The organism is Allomuricauda ruestringensis DSM 13258, from assembly GCF_000224085.1.
In the GTDB taxonomy this organism is placed as follows: domain Bacteria; phylum Bacteroidota; class Bacteroidia; order Flavobacteriales; family Flavobacteriaceae; genus Flagellimonas; species Flagellimonas ruestringensis.
This window is the reverse complement of sequence record NC_015945.1, coordinates 2,975,438-2,991,156: the sequence shown is the minus strand read 5'-3', so window position 1 is coordinate 2,991,156 and position 15,719 is coordinate 2,975,438. Positions and strand designations below refer to the sequence as shown.

The following is a 15,719-nucleotide window of genomic DNA, read 5'->3' as shown; positions in this document are numbered from 1 at the left end:
TCATATATCCGACCCACCTTACATGTCATTTTAATCGCCTTTGGCCTTGGCCAATTGCATGGTTTCAAATTTACTGTCCAATTCTTCCGCTGAGATGATCTCCCATCCTCCACCTAAAGCTTTGTAAATGGCAATGAGGGACGTAGCGGACGAAATTTCGCTTAAAGCTAATGCATTCTCTGCTTGCAATAAAGTGTTGTCCGCATTGAGATAATCAATAAAACTGTCCAATCCGGAATTAAAGCGTTGTTTTGCAAAGTCCGCAGCCTGGGCGCTTGCTTTAGAGGATATGCGTAAAATCTCCCTTCTTTGCAACTCTTTGGTATAGTTGCTTAAAGAAGTCTTTATTTCTTCCAATCCCTGAAGGACGGCCTTTTCATATTGGTTGATGGCTGCAATGGCAAGGGCATCGTTCTTTTTGACCTGCTGCTTTACACGGCCCAAATTGAATGCTGCCCAACTGATGCTGGGAACCAGGCTCCAAGTGAACGATGGTTTTTCTCCAAAGTTGGAAAAATCCACAGCCGAAAATCCCACGGAACCCCCAAATTCTATTTTGGGATATAGATCCGCCACCGAAATATTATAGGCCGCAATCCTAACTTGAAGTGCTGCTTCTGCTTGGCGAACATCGGGTCGCCTCCTGAGCATTTCTTGAACATTGCCCAAAGCCACCGTTGCAGGTAGACTTGGTAAAGGTTGCTTACTGGCAATTTCAGCATCCAAATTGCCCGGCACCTCCCCGATCAATACACTGAGATTGTTTTTTAGTGCCTCTACCCTGGCCTCCAAAGGTGGAATACTGGCACGGGTGCGCTCAAGTTGGGCCAAAGCCCTGGACACATCCAGACTATTACTGGTACCGGCCTCCGACAATTTGACCGTAAGATCATAAGTTTCTTGCTGGCCTTGTAAATTTCGTTGGGCGATATCCAATAGATATTGCGTTCCGCGAAGCTCCATATAACTATTGGCCACTTCAGCAAATATGCTCACATAGATGCCGTTCATATCGGCCAAAGCCAGATTACTGTTGGCATAAGCCCCCTTAATCCTATTGGTCACCCTTCCGAAAAGATCGACCTCCCAAAAGGCATCCAAACTTGCACTATAGGTGCTAAAAGTAGGGTTGCTGCCCTGAACAAATACATTTTCGCCCAACCGGGTCCTGGTATAATCCCCGTTGGCGGTAACCGTTGGGAGCCGATCCAGTTTGTTCTCCTTTAGGAATGCACGGGAGGCTTTATAATTTGCCACTGCTGCATTGATGTCCAAGTTATGCCTTCTTGCTTTTTCCATAAGCGTATCAAGAACCGGGTCATTGAATTCAGACCACCATGCTTTGGTAATGATGGCTTGGGTAAAAGCTTTATCGGCGATTTCCTTTTCAAGAAAGTCCCCTCCAACATTCACTTGGTTGCGGACATCATAATCGCGCTTTGTGACGCCACAGGAAGCCAAGACGAATGTGGTAATTAGTATTACAATTGATTTTTTCATTGTTGTTTTTTCTGATTCTAATTATGCTGATGTACCAATGCTACTTTCTTCTCCTTCGTTTTTTTTAAAGACCATTTTCGGCCCAAGTAGTAGAACACGGGGGTCAGGAAAATTCCAAATAATGTTACTCCAAGCATACCGCTGAATACCGCAATACCCAACGAAACCCGCAGCTCTGCTCCCGCTCCGGTCGCCAGGGCCAACGGTACCACACCGAGAATAAATGCCATGGCCGTCATCAAAATGGGACGCAGCCTCAATTTTGAAGCCTCGATCACCGCTGTTTTCAAGTCTTCACCTTGATCCTCCAACTGCTTGGCGAATTCCACAATCAAAATGGCATTCTTACTAGCAAGACCTACCAATACTACAAGACCTATCTGAACCATGATATTGTTGTCAAGACCTGCCAGGTCGACCCCGATCATCGCTGAAAGCAATACCATGGGTACAATAAAGATCACGGCAAGTGGTAACACCAGACTCTCAAATTGCGCTGCCAATAAAAGGAACACGAACACTACGGCCAACAAAAAGGCAATACCTGCCGTATTCCCGGCTTCCCTTTCTTGATAGGCGATTTCCGTCCATTGAAAGGAAATTCCCTGAGGAAGAATTTCCGCAGCAAGCTCTTCCATTCTATCCAATCCTTGTCCAGAACTGTAGCCCGGAGCAAAATCCCCATTGAGGGAAGCCGATGGATAGAGGTTGAACCTTGGAACTCTAGAAGGCCCTGCAATATCCTTTTGCTGGGAAACCGTACCCAACGGAATCATATTACCTTGTTTATTGCGGACCTTTATCCTTGAAATATCATCCGGTGTCAACCGATTCGGGGCATCCGCTTGTGCTGTGACCTGAAAGGTTCTTCCCAGATAATTGAATTCGTTCACAAAAGCGGAACCCATATAAATTTCCAAGGATTGAAATATCTGGCCCACATCAATTCCCAATTTTTCGGCCTTTACACGGTCAATATCCAAGAATAATTGTGGGGTCTGGTTATTGAAAAAGCTGAACACATTGTTCAATATTGGGTCTTGATTGGCTGCCATCGCCAATTCGTTGGTGGCCTTGAGCAATTCATCCGTTCCCAAATTGGCCCTATCCTGGACCATCATTCTAAATCCCCCAGCATTACCGATGCCCCTGACCGACGGTGGTGGAATGACCAATACTATTGCATCATCAATTTGGGCGAATTTTGCCCTCACCGTTCCCAAAAGGTCTTCATAATCCAATCCTTTTTCATTGCGCAGTTCAAAATCCTCCAATGTTAAAAACACAGCTGCTGCGTTGGACGCATTGGTAAATGAGGCCGCATCGAAACCAGCAAATGAAACTGCGTTTTCCACTCCATCGATATCCAATCCCAGATCAAGTACTTCACGGATAACTTTATCGGTCCTGGAAAGGGAAGATCCTGGGGGAAGTTGCACAATGGTGATAAAATACTGTTGGTCCATGGCAGGAATGAATCCTTGGGAAACCCGATTGAATTCAAAGCCTGTGATGGCGATCAATCCAAAATAAACCACCATGACCATCGTGGCGGTCCGTACCAATTTATGAACGGCCTTACCATAGCGCTCGGAAAGCTTATCCATGAAACCATTAAAGGTATTGCCAATATAGGCCATCGGTCTCATGAGCATAGATGTTTTCTTCCTATGTGTTCTATCCTCATGCTTCATGAGCAGTGCGGCCATGGCCGGGCTCAAGGTAAGGGAAACAAAAACTGAAATGGCAGTTGCCACGGCAATCGTCATCCCGAACTGCTTATAAAATTGTCCTGAAATACCCTCTAAAAACGCGGTGGGAATAAAGACAGCTATTAAAACCAGCCCAATGGCAACAAGGGCTCCCCCGACCTCATCCATTGTCTTAAAGGCCGCCTCTTTAGGGGATAGCCCTTTTGCCAAATACCGTTCCATGTTTTCGACCACGACAATGGCGTCATCCACCACAATGCCTATGGCCAGTACCAGACCGAACAATGTTAGGTTGTTCAGGGAAAATCCTATGGCCTGCATCACCGCAAAAGTTCCGATGAGGGAAACCGGGATGGCAAGAATTGGGATAATGGCCGCCCTCCACGATTGGAGGAACAATAAAATCACCAACACCACCAGAATGACAGCTTCAAAAATAGTACGGTACACCTCATCAACCGATTTTTGGATAAACTCGATTGGGTTATAGGCAATCTTATACTTTAAATCTTCTGGGAAATTTTTAGCGAGCTCCTGCATTTTATCCTGGATTTGGGATGCCGTTTCCAAGGCATTTCCCCCCGGTTGTTGAAAGATCGGCATGGCGATTGCCGGATCTTTGCCCAAATACCCTTTGGTGGCATAGTTCTGCGCCCCTAGCTCGACACGCCCCACATCCTTGAGCCGAACGATTCTGCCATCTTCGCTGGATTTGATGATAACGTTCTCAAACTGTTCAGTGGACACAAGTTTACCCTGGGTCTGTATATTGACCTCAAAGGCTGACTGGTTCCCTGAAGGCAAAGTATTTAGGGTACCACTGGCAATTTGTACGTTCTGTGCTCGTAATGCAGCAACAACCTCGCCTGCCGTTATGTCTAGGGTCGAAATTTTATCCGGATCGAGCCAAATTCGCATGGCATATTCCGCAGCTCCAAAGATTTGGATATCACCAACCCCTTTTATACGGGCAATCTCATCCTTCAATTGAAGTACTGCATAATTGCCCATGTAGATTTGGTCATAGGTTTTGTTGGGTGAATACATATTCACCACAAGGAGCATATCGGGAGATATCTTTTTGGTTGTAATCCCCAAACGCTTCACGGATTCGGGCAATCGCGGCTCTGCAATGGCCACTCGGTTCTGCACTTGTACTTGGGCCCTATCAAGATCCGTTCCCAATTCAAAGGCCACCTGTAGCACCACTCGACCATCCGCAGAGGACTGTGAAGTCATATAGATCATATCCTCCACACCGTTGATTTCCTTTTCCAATGGCGCCGCTACGCTCTCGGAAAGGGTCTGGGCATTAGCCCCTGGATAGGTAGCCACCACCTCAATGGTCGGTGGGGCCACATCCGGGAATTGTGAAATAGGCAAAGAGACATACGCCAGCCCGCCCACGATTAGTATAAGGACACTGAGCACGGCAGCAAAAATGGGTCTCTTGATAAATAAATGGCTAAACTTCATTTTATGTTTTTGTTTTGAAAATAGGTCTCCCACTACCTATCCTGCACCAGTAAAAAATGGTGGTCAGAAGGTATAGGTGGTACTATTTTGATTTTATTTTATGGGATTAGTGCGCCTGTGCTACGGTTGTCAGACTGTTGGTTTCCCCCTCGATCGCTACTTGCGAAGGGTTTACTACCATCCCTGGTCTTATCTTTTGTATGTTGTTGACAATGACTTTATCCTCTGACGAAATCCCTTCCCTGACAATCCTAAGTCCGTTGGAATGCAACGGTCCCAATGTTACCGTTTTGCTTACTACTTTATTTTTATCGTTCAAAGTGTACACAAAGCGCATGGACTGGTTCGTACCGATAATCTCATCGGGGATCATCACCGCATCATGCTCAGCACTTCCCAATAGTTTGGCCTTGCCGAACATACCAGGTTCAAGTAAATGATCCTTGTTTTCCAGCACTGCCCTACTCTCAATCGTTCCGGAATTATGATCGATTTCATTATCCACAAAATCCATTTTTGCCTCATGTGCAAACTCCTCTTCATCAAGCAATTTTATGAACACGGGCAATCCTTCAGAACGAGCCTCGCCGCGTTCACCATTTCTGGCCAGTCTCACGTACCTTAAATAATCGGATTCACTTCCAGTAAAGTAAAAATGGATGGGACTGGTTGCAACAATGGTCGTCAACAAGGTTGAATTGGCACTACCACCATCTATAATATTGCCCTCATTTACCCTATCCCTGCTTACAAGTCCTGAAATTGGGGCCTTTACTTTGGTGAACTCCAAGTTGAGCTTGGCGTTATCGACCATTGCCTGTGCCAATTGAATACTGGCCTCTGCATGTACCAGTGCCTGCTTTCTTCGGTCATATTCCTCGATGGACAAAGCTCCTGTTTCCCTTAAGGATTCGACCCTAACAAAATTATCCTGTGCAGTTTGAAGCGATGCCGCAGTTTGGGCATAGTTGGCCTGAGCCTCATCCAATGCGATTTTAAAGGGCCTTTGATCGATAACAAAGAGTACCTGCCCCTTATCCACATGTTGACCATCCTCGAAATTTACCTTTTCCAGAAATCCACTTACCCTGGCACGGACCTCTACCCTACTGCTGGCCTCAAATCTACCGGTGTACTCGTCCCACTCGGTAATGTTTTCATGAACAGGAAGGGCCACCTCTACAGGTAATGCTGCCATTCCTGCATTTTGATTAATCTCTTTTCCACCTGCGGTTGTAAATGCATAGATGAATATGGCTATCGATAAACCGACCACTCCAAGGACCAGGTTTCTTTTAGTGTTAAAGTTTAGTTTTATCATGACTTTTACTTTGATTTTAGTTTCAGGGACAAAATTATATGGAGAACAGTCACTTTTGATAACCATAATAGTTTAAGAAATGACCAAAATCTTAACTATGCCTTCCAGCTTTGATAAAATCCAATCAAATAGGACAAAACATCTCCAGAATGTCAAAATACCCCTTCAAAGTGGTAAGACGTATCGTATGATGAATCTCTGCTAATGTCTTTCGGTCAAGCACCTTGATATAGTGCAATTTTCTTTTTAAAAAGTACTGCTGGAACTCCTCTATGTTGTCCGATTTTCTTGCAGCTTTTTTAAAATGCCTCAATACCTGAGTTTTTGAGATTACAGTGTCTCTAAAATGAAAAATGGTATTGTTGGACTTAGAAGTTCGTAGTTCCTTACGGTATTCGAAATCTTCATTGAAAGCTATACGGTTGCATAGTTTTCTGAATCCCCGGTTTGCCATTTCGACACCTCTATCCCTCTGTTTGGTCGGGTACATTGAATATTCCTGTGCACAGATACCACCCTGAAAAATGATGAGAAGAACGGTACAAAATATTTTTAAACCTTTCATTGGTAACCTTTAATTTTCGGCAGTCCTGGAGAACAAAATTAAAGGGCCGCGTGGTCCGCCCGGCAACCAAAAAAAGGGTTTTACCGACCAAAATCAATGCTATCTGCTATAGGGGGGGTGGTTTTAGTTGCTATTCAAATTTCTACGCAAGATTTGTTGAGTGAATAGGAATCAACAAAATTAAAATTCCAACCTAATTCCATATAATTATTTTTCAATAAAAAATTGTTCGATAAATTATCGATTATATTTCACAGCTTCAAAGGTTCCACGACATTCCCGTTTCTGTTCATTGAGCATTTTCAAGAAGGTCCAGTTTCGACCGTAATGCCTTCATATCCTCACCGACCTTTTTCTCCAACACCTTGGCATAAATCTGGGTCGTGGATATCTTGGAATGCCCAAGAAGCTTTGATACAGTGGCAATCGGAACACCGTTGGATAAAGAGACCGTAGTGGCAAACGTATGGCGGGCGATATGACAGGTAACCTTAAGGTCAATTTCACATTTGGCAGCGATTTCCTTGAGGTACTTGTTCATTTTTTGGTTGGAACATACGGGCAGTAACAGTTCCTCATCATAGGTATCGTAACGTTCCATTATGGACAAAGCTTTGGGCAGCAAAGGTATCTTTACCGGCACATCGCTCTTTTCCCTACATAGCGATAGCCATGGGTTCCCGTCTGTACCAATGATTACATTGGATCTTTTCGGTGATTTGACATCAACATAGGCCAATCCCGTATAACAACAGAATATAAAGATGTTCCGTACATTTTGCAGTGATGAGCGTTCCAGTTCCACTTCTTCGAACCCAAGCGCTGAATTCTACAATTCACTGGAGTTATGGAGATACTTGATAAAAATAGGGCATCTTTACCTAAGTTTAATTTGGGCATAAAAAAAACCAGAAAAAATTAATTTTCTGGTTTTTAACAGTTTATGGTTTCATTTAAAGTCAAATAAACCATTTTTTCGTCGGGGTGGCAGTTTTAACCGATTATCTCCAACCCCTTGTGTTTCCAGAGTTTTTTCTTGACCATCCAAAAAAGGACACCCTATAGGACATCTTCGTGTGAGTTTTGGACTTTCTAATTGTAAAAATAATCAAACGACATTATTTAGAAATGAGTTTGTATGTGATATTCTCCTTTCTTGAAGCTTTAAAGTGATTACCATCACTATAGCATATTGAATCAAGTGCAGAAACTAGCGGATTTTTATTTAACGAATAAGGCGAAAATATCTTTAACAGAAAAAAGTTTTCTTAACCTATGTTAATAAATCTAATTCATTGTTTAGGTTGTTTTGTAAACCAAGGATGACAAAAGCATCTGCCCAAATATGGCCCCTTTATGGGGTATAACAGTAATCAAATAAAGGGATGAGACTTATAACAATTATATTATCGACGCTATTACTTGTTGTGTATTTCTGTTTAACTGGAAAGAATTGGTCAGCTAAAGATGGAATGACCCTTAGAATGGAATTATTCACTTCGGATATGGAAAAATCCGTCAACTTCTATACCGAAGTTTTGGATTTTACCATGGAAGGTGAAAAGATCAACAAATCCTACCAACCTATTAAGAAGGGAAATGTAGTCCTTGGAATCGGTCCGATTGGCAAACTTTCCAAAGACCACCACTTTGATCCCAACCTTAAAAATACCCAAAAAGGTTATGGGGTAGAAATTGTGCTGGAAGTTGATGATATCAAAGAAGTCTATGAACAGGTAAAATCAAATGGATATCCCATACATGGGCCTTTGAGAATGCAAAGCTGGGGACTTGAAGATTTCCGATTGGTAGATCCGGACGGATACTATTTGAGAATAACTTCAAAGCAATGACGAAATGACTTTAAATAAGTGCAGGACATACATACCTAAAATTATTTGATTTGGTGAAAAGTTGTTAAATGATTTCATAGTTTAGTCTTGGCATTGATGTCATTTACCTAAACCGTCAAATTGAAAAGTGAAATTGTACAACTGCTCGAAGGTGCTTTGACCCTTAACGAAGAGGAAGCCAAAGCGGTTACAGAATGTATTCCTATCAAAACTTTCGCTAAAGGATATGTTTTACTTCGGGAAGGACAAGTCTCCAACGAGTCCTATTTTAATATAAAAGGGTTGGTCAGAAAGTACTATTTGATGGATGGAGAAGAAAAAACCACCGAGTTTTATGTAGAAAAGGAAGCTATTTCCTCTTTGCGGAGCTTTAACCTAAAAGTCCCTTCCAATCATTTTTTGGAATGTGTGGAAGATTGCAGATTGGCCATTTTATCCCGTGAGAAGGAACAAGAACTTTTTGAGAGCGTACCCAGTTTTGAGTCCATTTGCAGAGTTTCCGTGGAAGAAGAGCTTGGGGCCTATCAAGATAAATTGGCCCAATTCATGATTTCCAGTCCGGAAAAAAGATACGTTGATCTAATGGAAAATCGACCAGAGTTGCTACAACGCGTGCCACAATATCATTTGGCAAGCTATTTGGGCGTCAAACCAGAGTCATTAAGTCGAATTCGGAAGCGAATCGCAAAACGATGATAGGTGATCAGGGCTTTATTGAGCGTTTTTAAATCCCTTGATCAACAAAAAGATGGTAAAGGACAGCTCTCCCACTACTCCCAATACCACCACCAATGTTTCAAAAATTTGCGCATGATCCAAATAAGTGGACATAAAGAGCTTGGCGGAACTATCCACCAGATACCCGATGGCAGCAAGGAGCAATAAATAGCCCATACTTTTTGGAATCACATCCGATTTAATGGACAAATAGCCCAAAAAGACCAAATGCACTCCAAAAAGCAACAATCCCCACGTCCATATTTCATCAAACTGCTGCAATAAATACATGACCGATTGCTGTAAACTTGCCATATCCAACCCCGTAGCATCAGTGGTGATTTGGTAAATCTCGATCAGGCACATCAAAGCCACTGCAAAGCAAATGGCATGGAGCAGTCGAAAACCTGAGGCGACCATCGTTACTTTTCGGTTAACTTTTTTAGTCACCAAAAAGAGGGAGAACACTAATACCACATCAAAAAAAAGCATGATCGAAAACCCTACAATGCCCCAACCCAACCCGGAATGGTCCTTCAAAAAATTGGAAACGGTCACCCCGGCATTGGAGGGCACCACCATAGTTTCCAAGATGGCAAAATTGGCATAAAACCCTGAAATAAAGATCAAAAGATAGCTAATGCCCGATACCAAAAGTGCTTGCTTAATATTCATTACTTCTTCTTAATGGTTTTGGGCAAAATTAGAGGCAAGCAACAATAACTTCGTTGACTTTGGTCAATAAGCGTTTCAATATCAAAACTAAACTGGATGAAATGAACATTCATTCGTTGCAAACAGCTTTGATTGATCTACTTTTAGTAATTTTCTGAATCAATTTCAGATGTTGAACTCGAAGGACAAACTCATATCGCATTTAAAGGAAACCATCGATCTAACGCGGGAGGAAGAATCCATTGTATGCGACAGCTACACGGAAATCCAACTCAAAAAGAAAGAGGTGCTGCTTTTTGCAGGAGAGGTTTCCAATCACATGCGGTTTGTTGCCAAAGGATGTTTGCGAGCTTATCATATGGATGAAGAGGCCAAAGAACATATCGTACAATTTGGTATTGAAGGCTGGTGGGTAAACGATCTATACAGTTTTCTGACCCGTACCCCAGCAAAACAATTCGTTCAGGCCCTGGAACCAACTACGGTACTTCAAATTCATAGAGACACCCTTAATGAACTTTACGAAAAGGTTCCTGCCATTGAACGGTTCTATCGGTTAAAGTTTGAAAAAGCCTATGTTGCCTTGCAAGACCGTACAATCAACTCCATGAGCAAATCGGCAGAAGAGCGCTATTTGGAATTCCTGTCAAAATATAGAAGCATTGAGCAGCGTGTTCCACAGTACATGGTAGCTTCTTATTTGGGCATTACTCCTGAATTTTTAAGTGCCCTCAGAAAAAAGATAAAATAAATCCATTTATTAATACACCTTAAGATTACTGTGATGTTCCAGCAATAGGTTTGCACTGACATACAAATCAGTACAGGATAGCTCATGAACAAACAAATTATTGATCATTTATTCGAGTTTTGGGAACAGATTGGAAAACATGGGAATTTCCTGACCAAGGAAAATGGTTTTTCTTTTGCAAAACCTACGAACGGCTCCTGGCCCAACAAGGTTTTTGACCTAACTATGGAAAAGTTGGATATCCATGCCCTTTGTGAAGAAATTATATCAGAAGAGCTGCCCAACTCCATTGCCGTCCCTGAAAACGAAGCCATTAAAGACCTTCTCCGGTCTAAAGGGCTAAGGGCCACTTCGAAAATAAAAGCGATGACACTGGATACAACCAACATATTCTTTGGTAATATAGATGCTTCGGAATTTATAAAAGTGGGTTCTCCGACCGAAGCGGAACTATTTGCCCAAGTAGCCACGGAATCTTTTGGGTATCCGGTGGATCCTTCAACCATTGGTGCGCTGGTCGACAAGCCGGGATTCCAAATCTTTTTGGGTAATCATGAAAATGCTTTTCCAAGTTGTGGCATGGTGTATTTGGACCAAAATGGTGTTTCCGGCATTCATATGATCGGCACCAAAGCGGGATATAGGGGATTGGGCCTTGGAAAGAAGATGACCCAATTCCTTGTAAATCAATCCATCGAAAACCAAAGCAAGGAAGTTTACCTTGTTGCTTCACAGGCTGGAGAGCGGATTTATACCAAAATGGGATTTACAACACATGGGGTTTTGGAGAGCTATTCCTTATCATTGCATTAATATAATATCACCCATTTTATTGCTTTTAAAGGGTATATGCTTTTCAATAAGATTGGAAAACGATACCCTTTTTGATTTGAAAGGTATCGTCCATCTGCTTTCTTAAGGTACCTTAATTATTCCCCTTTTGTTTGCTCATAGGTTTGCCACGGTAAAATCTATAACAATGAAGAGAAGCACATCTTTATTCACGCTATTTTATTTGTCCGTTTCAACCTTGGTTATTGGTCAAGAATTAAGTTTCGCCCCGGATGTGGTATTTGGCAACCGATCATTGACCTACAAACATTTGATCAAGTATTCAATCAACCCAAAACTTTCGGTGGACAATTTGACCCTTTTTGATACCGAATACGGAAATGACCTCAACAACCTTTATTTCATAAGAAATACAATTTCCTATGCCCTTACCAAAAATATAAGAGCCAACACGGCCATAGGAATTAAAAACCCTGGTGCTTTTGGGACCGTGTCCATGTCCTTTAGCTCCCGTTCGCCCAGATTCTCCTTTACCTATTCGGCCGGCAGCACGTATCAAGATGAATTTTCATTTGAGCAATCTATTGTAGCCATTTATTTGCCTTCTTTTGGAAAAAATCATCAGGGTTACATAAATCTTCTTGCCACAGCTAACATTAATGCCAATGGGTATGCAAGAGGACTCCAACAACTTAAAATCGGAATTCGTAAAGAACAACTGGCCACCGGTTTTGCCATAAATCTGGACCAGTTCAACAAAGCCCGAAAAACATTGACGAACACGGGCATTTTTTTGAAATATAATTTTTAACATCAAATAGCCACAACATGAAACGAAACAAAAACATTGCTATTTTTTTATTTAGAATCGCCATTCCCTTTACCATGCTTATTTATGGAATAGATAAGATCAAGAACGGTACAGGATTTATAGGCAGCCTATTGGAAGCCTATGGGCTTCCTTTATTTTTGGCCAATGGCATATTTGTGGGTGAAATCATCGCTCCCTTAATGCTCCTCATAGGTTTCAGGACCCGTTTGGCAGGGCTTATTTTGTCATTTAATTGTTTGTTGGCCGTACTGATGGCCCAAACTCAAAACATGCTTACCTTGAACCCGTTTGGAGGTTGGTCTCTGGATTTATTGTTTATTTATATTGTAGCCGGTATTGCTTTTTTCTATAGTGGAGCAGGCAAGCATGCTATCTCAACAAGCAACTCCTGGGATTAATAAAACAAATAAAATATGTCCAATATGTATGCAGTAATATATCGGTTTGATGTTACCAAAGGTCAGGAAAAAGACTTTGAGACGCTGTGGCAAATGGTAACAGAATCATTTATACAACATGCTGGGGGTCTAGGCTCCCGTCTCCACAAAAACGGGATGGGCAGCTATATTGCCTATGCGCAATGGCCTGATAAAAAAGCTTGGGAAACCGCTAGGCAAAAACTACCAAAAAAGGCTCTAAAAAACCTGCAACGTATGAATACGTATTGTGAGAAAATTACAGTACTGTTCAATATGGAAGTCAAAAACGATTTATTGCTGTAAAAGCCTACGCGCCTCAAAGACGAACAGTATCACCAATGCCTAGTTGATTTTGGTCCTAAAGTTGACTTCCAATGATTCTTCCACCACATACTTTAAGAAGGGCTTAAACTTTGGATAGGCCTCTAACTTTTCAACAATTCTGTTCAAAATCTTATCCGAAGCAATTTCTTCTACAGTGAGCCCTTTTTTAAACAGTTCTCCCACTCGATTATTGAATTTGATATATATTTCCCTGTTTCTGAGAAGATGCTTCCTGTTGCCAAAATAAAAATCCGGGTTTTTGGAAGTATTTCCCGGTACAATAATGGTTTCATCATCGGATAATGCAATTGCCATGTCAATACCGGACAGAACGCCCTCAATTCCATTTGGGCCAGTGTAGGTCAACCAATGGGGCTGAAAACCATCGCTCATGAACAAGACATTGCTTTTTTTCAAATGAACATCAACATGATCTAAGGTATGGGATGGGGTATGGTAGGCGGTTACCACTTCATCCCCTATGCGAATGGATATTTCTTCTTTAAATAGGAGTTGGTGGTATGCCTGTGAATGCTTTATGTTTTCATGGGATATTATGGATGCCCCTCTATCTGCAAAGTATGTGTTTGCATGATGATTGTAAGTATCCGAATCGCTGTTGATTACAAAACCTATGGGTAAATCCGTGATTTTTCGAATTTCACTTTCCAAGTCTGCCGCACTGCTGAGCATCATGGCGTTGATGAGCAATACTTGTTTATCCCCAATAATAACCCCACAATTTCCATTGGCGTTGGCATCCCATAATTCTGTAAAAATATAAACATGGTCATTTACTTTTTTTACATCGTATTTTGCTTGTGCCATCAAATGGGAAGTGGACAAAAACAGAATGCTCACTAAAATTGAAAAAGAATTTTTACCGATACTCATAAATCCTAAAGATCTTTCCATCTTATGGAGTTTGATTTTGCATAATACGATAGTCTTACAAATTGGGTTGGATTAAATTCCTTGTTAATTAAGTTATTCATTTTTTATTTATTTATCAAGTTCAATATCTTTTGTATAAGACGCTAATCGTAAAAGGTCGTATGACTTTTTTAAATCTCCCTGAATTACTGATACAGCACTATGACTAACTAGCAATGATCTAGAAACGGATTGTTTCTTGTCTTCAACAATTTGTTTTATTACTGCTTTAGCATCTTCTTTGCCTTTTGTTTCATAAGCAAATAGGACCTTAACAGCGTTTTCTTCCCCAGTTATGGCTCTATTTTTCGGTATGTATCCTAATTGCTTTACCATAGCTTCTGCCATTGCCCATACTGACCATGGATTTTGACCCGTTATCAAGTTATTATCATAGCTTATTTTTTCAAGGTACATGATGCCTTCGTTAAATACCGCTCCTTGAGATATCAGTTCGTCTTGTAATAAAAAAGGAAATACGGATGCTGCATCTGGAATTAATAATAACTCTTCCTTATTGGTAAAACTACTTACCTGCTTATTTTTTAAAAAGGACTGCCCATCATCTAAAGTAATATTTACAAACGCTGCAGGGCCGTGACAGACTGCACCTATTACTTTGTTATTCTTATGGAAATCTTGTATTAGAGCATGTATAAATCTGTTATTTGGAAAATCAAACATCGCTCCTTTCCCTCCAACAAAATAAACAGCTTCATATATTTCAGGTTTAACATCTTTTAATAATAGACTATTATTGGTTTTGGATTGTGCAATTGAATCATTCAAAAATGCATAGTCGAATATTCCCATATCATCATCATCCAAAACCACAGGTGGCTTACCTCCTAAAGGACTTGCTATATCAACATCAAAACCATTGGCTTTAAAAACATAGTAAGCTCTTGCTAATTCCGTTAGTTCATATCCTGTGCCTTTACCACTTGTACCCATTGTATCTGTGCTGGTTACAACAGCCAGTATTTTTCCGCGATAAGCGGGTACATCTTTAGTGATGTAAGTAATATTACTTGCTTGACTGTTAATTAACGTTTCATCCTCTTCAGGCAATAGACTTGCGATATATATGCCAATGGAAACAAGAATAACTACTATAAGAGTTATAACGGTTAGTATCCATTTAACGATCCGATATTTTTTAAACATAATTTATTTTTTAATTGATTTATACAGGAATATCCCCTGCGGCCAAACAGATATAGACTTGAAATAAATTAGATTCAATGAATTGGTTTCCTGAAGTAGAACTGCCTAATAGTTGTAAGTTTTTATCTTCTGATAACAATTTCACGGTCGCCAAACCAATGCCCCCTACTGCTTCCCGTTACAATTCCGTATTTCATTATAATTCTTAACTCTAAAAACTCTACCAAAACTCCGTGATCTTGTAAATTTTGCCTTCCTTAAACTCAAAAAGGGCCATTTGGGCTTCGCCCTCCACAATTTTGCCCGCTTCCTTTTTAATGAAACGTTTGCTAACGGCAATGGCATTGAGGCCCAATATTTTGTTCTCCACTTTAATGTCGACCACACTGCCATCATAACCACCATTGTTCTGGTTGCGCATGTAACCGTTGTATAGATCTTCCCTGGTGTATACTCCTCCATATTGGGGATGCACATAAGTAAAATCGTTGGTAAACAGTTCAAAGATATTGTCAACGTCTTCTGGAGTCGAGTCCGCTTGAAAAACCTTTAGGTTTAATTTGTAGTATTGGTCCAAAACATAAGTACTGGAAACTGATTGGACCTTAGATGAATCCTGAGCATTGATTTGATTAAAAGTAATACCTAGTAGAACTACGGCTAGGATATATTTAAGCTTCAT

Annotated in this window: 16 protein-coding genes; 7 read left to right on the top strand and 9 right to left on the bottom strand. The window is 41.1% G+C overall.

Annotation, left to right across the window (positions count from 1 at the left end; genetic code table 11):
- Nucleotides 1–30: 30 nt before the first annotated feature.
- From MURRU_RS13490 to MURRU_RS13470, 5 genes are all read right to left on the bottom strand, one after another.
- On the bottom strand, nt 31–1,500 hold the full coding sequence (locus MURRU_RS13490) for an efflux transporter outer membrane subunit (protein ID WP_014034031.1): 1,470 nt from the start codon (nt 1,498–1,500) through the stop codon (nt 31–33).
- A 17-nt stretch (nt 1,501–1,517) separates the two neighbouring features.
- Nucleotides 1,518–4,688: an efflux RND transporter permease subunit gene (locus MURRU_RS13485; protein WP_014034030.1), complete on the bottom strand. Its 3,171-nt coding sequence runs from the start codon at nt 4,686–4,688 to the stop codon at nt 1,518–1,520.
- Nucleotides 4,689–4,794: 106 nt separating this feature from the next.
- The gene (locus tag MURRU_RS13480) at nt 4,795–6,009 is read right to left on the bottom strand and encodes an efflux RND transporter periplasmic adaptor subunit (RefSeq protein WP_049789148.1); all 1,215 of its coding nucleotides are present in this window, start codon (nt 6,007–6,009) and stop codon (nt 4,795–4,797) included.
- A 124-nt stretch (nt 6,010–6,133) separates the two neighbouring features.
- Nucleotides 6,134–6,574 (bottom strand): hypothetical protein, encoded by a 441-nt coding sequence (locus MURRU_RS13475; RefSeq protein ID WP_014034028.1) that lies wholly within the window; start codon nt 6,572–6,574, stop codon nt 6,134–6,136.
- A 289-nt stretch (nt 6,575–6,863) separates the two neighbouring features.
- Nucleotides 6,864–7,379, bottom strand: coding sequence for a site-specific integrase (locus MURRU_RS13470; RefSeq protein WP_083816284.1), 516 nt, complete (start codon nt 7,377–7,379; stop codon nt 6,864–6,866).
- Between the two features lie 679 nt (nt 7,380–8,058).
- On the opposite strand from MURRU_RS13470, the gene MURRU_RS13465 reads away from it, so the two are divergent.
- The gene (locus MURRU_RS13465) at nt 8,059–8,427 is read left to right on the top strand and encodes a VOC family protein (RefSeq protein WP_187289853.1); all 369 of its coding nucleotides are present in this window, start codon (nt 8,059–8,061) and stop codon (nt 8,425–8,427) included.
- Nucleotides 8,428–8,547: 120 nt separating this feature from the next.
- Nucleotides 8,548–9,123: a Crp/Fnr family transcriptional regulator gene (locus tag MURRU_RS13460; RefSeq protein WP_014034026.1), complete on the top strand. Its 576-nt coding sequence runs from the start codon at nt 8,548–8,550 to the stop codon at nt 9,121–9,123.
- Between the two features lie 15 nt (nt 9,124–9,138).
- On the opposite strand, the gene MURRU_RS13455 is transcribed toward MURRU_RS13460, so the two are convergent.
- A complete protein-coding gene (locus tag MURRU_RS13455; RefSeq protein WP_014034025.1) occupies nt 9,139–9,819 on the bottom strand; it encodes a DUF4386 domain-containing protein in 681 nt (226 codons plus the stop codon).
- A gap of 169 nt (nt 9,820–9,988) precedes the next feature.
- Here MURRU_RS13455 and MURRU_RS13450 point away from each other — a divergent pair, with 169 nt between their 5' ends.
- The 5 genes from MURRU_RS13450 (at nt 9,989) to MURRU_RS13430 (ending at nt 12,916) form a co-directional block, all read left to right on the top strand.
- A complete protein-coding gene (locus tag MURRU_RS13450; protein ID WP_014034024.1) occupies nt 9,989–10,570 on the top strand; it encodes a Crp/Fnr family transcriptional regulator in 582 nt (193 codons plus the stop codon).
- A gap of 84 nt (nt 10,571–10,654) precedes the next feature.
- Nucleotides 10,655–11,383: a GNAT family N-acetyltransferase gene (locus MURRU_RS13445; RefSeq protein WP_014034023.1), complete on the top strand. Its 729-nt coding sequence runs from the start codon at nt 10,655–10,657 to the stop codon at nt 11,381–11,383.
- A 166-nt stretch (nt 11,384–11,549) separates the two neighbouring features.
- Nucleotides 11,550–12,173 carry a hypothetical protein gene (locus tag MURRU_RS13440; RefSeq protein ID WP_014034022.1) on the top strand — a complete coding sequence of 208 codons (624 nt, stop codon included), beginning with the start codon at nt 11,550–11,552 and terminating at the stop codon, nt 12,171–12,173.
- Between the two features lie 17 nt (nt 12,174–12,190).
- Nucleotides 12,191–12,592, top strand: a complete 402-nt coding sequence (locus MURRU_RS13435; protein WP_014034021.1) for a DoxX family protein — start codon at nt 12,191–12,193, stop codon at nt 12,590–12,592.
- A gap of 24 nt (nt 12,593–12,616) precedes the next feature.
- A complete protein-coding gene (locus MURRU_RS13430; protein WP_014034020.1) occupies nt 12,617–12,916 on the top strand; it encodes an antibiotic biosynthesis monooxygenase family protein in 300 nt (99 codons plus the stop codon).
- Between the two features lie 39 nt (nt 12,917–12,955).
- Here the strand turns inward: MURRU_RS13430 and MURRU_RS13425 are convergent, their stop codons facing one another.
- From MURRU_RS13425 to MURRU_RS13415, 3 genes are all read right to left on the bottom strand, one after another.
- Nucleotides 12,956–13,852: an MBL fold metallo-hydrolase gene (locus MURRU_RS13425; protein WP_014034019.1), complete on the bottom strand. Its 897-nt coding sequence runs from the start codon at nt 13,850–13,852 to the stop codon at nt 12,956–12,958.
- A gap of 87 nt (nt 13,853–13,939) precedes the next feature.
- A complete protein-coding gene (locus MURRU_RS13420; RefSeq protein WP_014034017.1) occupies nt 13,940–15,037 on the bottom strand; it encodes a type 1 glutamine amidotransferase domain-containing protein in 1,098 nt (365 codons plus the stop codon).
- A gap of 220 nt (nt 15,038–15,257) precedes the next feature.
- Nucleotides 15,258–15,719, bottom strand: coding sequence for a nuclear transport factor 2-like protein (locus MURRU_RS13415; RefSeq protein ID WP_014034016.1), 462 nt, complete (start codon nt 15,717–15,719; stop codon nt 15,258–15,260).

What these genes read in the sequence shown, in the direction of transcription:
- MURRU_RS13445 (WP_014034023.1), top strand. Translation starts at nt 10,655, where the DNA reads ATGAACAAACAAATTATTGATCATTTATTCGAGTTTTGGGAACAGATT.
- MURRU_RS13440 (WP_014034022.1), top strand. Translation starts at nt 11,550, where the DNA reads ATGAAGAGAAGCACATCTTTATTCACGCTATTTTATTTGTCCGTTTCA.
- MURRU_RS13425 (WP_014034019.1), bottom strand. Translation starts at nt 13,852, where the DNA reads ATGGAAAGATCTTTAGGATTTATGAGTATCGGTAAAAATTCTTTTTCA.
- MURRU_RS13415 (WP_014034016.1), bottom strand. Translation starts at nt 15,719, where the DNA reads ATGAAGCTTAAATATATCCTAGCCGTAGTTCTACTAGGTATTACTTTT.
- MURRU_RS13480 (WP_049789148.1), bottom strand. Translation starts at nt 6,009, where the DNA reads ATGATAAAACTAAACTTTAACACTAAAAGAAACCTGGTCCTTGGAGTG.
- MURRU_RS13450 (WP_014034024.1), top strand. Translation starts at nt 9,989, where the DNA reads ATGTTGAACTCGAAGGACAAACTCATATCGCATTTAAAGGAAACCATC.
- MURRU_RS13435 (WP_014034021.1), top strand. Translation starts at nt 12,191, where the DNA reads ATGAAACGAAACAAAAACATTGCTATTTTTTTATTTAGAATCGCCATT.
- MURRU_RS13420 (WP_014034017.1), bottom strand. Translation starts at nt 15,037, where the DNA reads ATGTTTAAAAAATATCGGATCGTTAAATGGATACTAACCGTTATAACT.
- MURRU_RS13455 (WP_014034025.1), bottom strand. Translation starts at nt 9,819, where the DNA reads ATGAATATTAAGCAAGCACTTTTGGTATCGGGCATTAGCTATCTTTTG.
- MURRU_RS13485 (WP_014034030.1), bottom strand. Translation starts at nt 4,688, where the DNA reads ATGAAGTTTAGCCATTTATTTATCAAGAGACCCATTTTTGCTGCCGTG.
- MURRU_RS13475 (WP_014034028.1), bottom strand. Translation starts at nt 6,574, where the DNA reads ATGAAAGGTTTAAAAATATTTTGTACCGTTCTTCTCATCATTTTTCAG.
- MURRU_RS13465 (WP_187289853.1), top strand. Translation starts at nt 8,059, where the DNA reads ATGGAATTATTCACTTCGGATATGGAAAAATCCGTCAACTTCTATACC.
- MURRU_RS13430 (WP_014034020.1), top strand. Translation starts at nt 12,617, where the DNA reads ATGTATGCAGTAATATATCGGTTTGATGTTACCAAAGGTCAGGAAAAA.
- MURRU_RS13490 (WP_014034031.1), bottom strand. Translation starts at nt 1,500, where the DNA reads ATGAAAAAATCAATTGTAATACTAATTACCACATTCGTCTTGGCTTCC.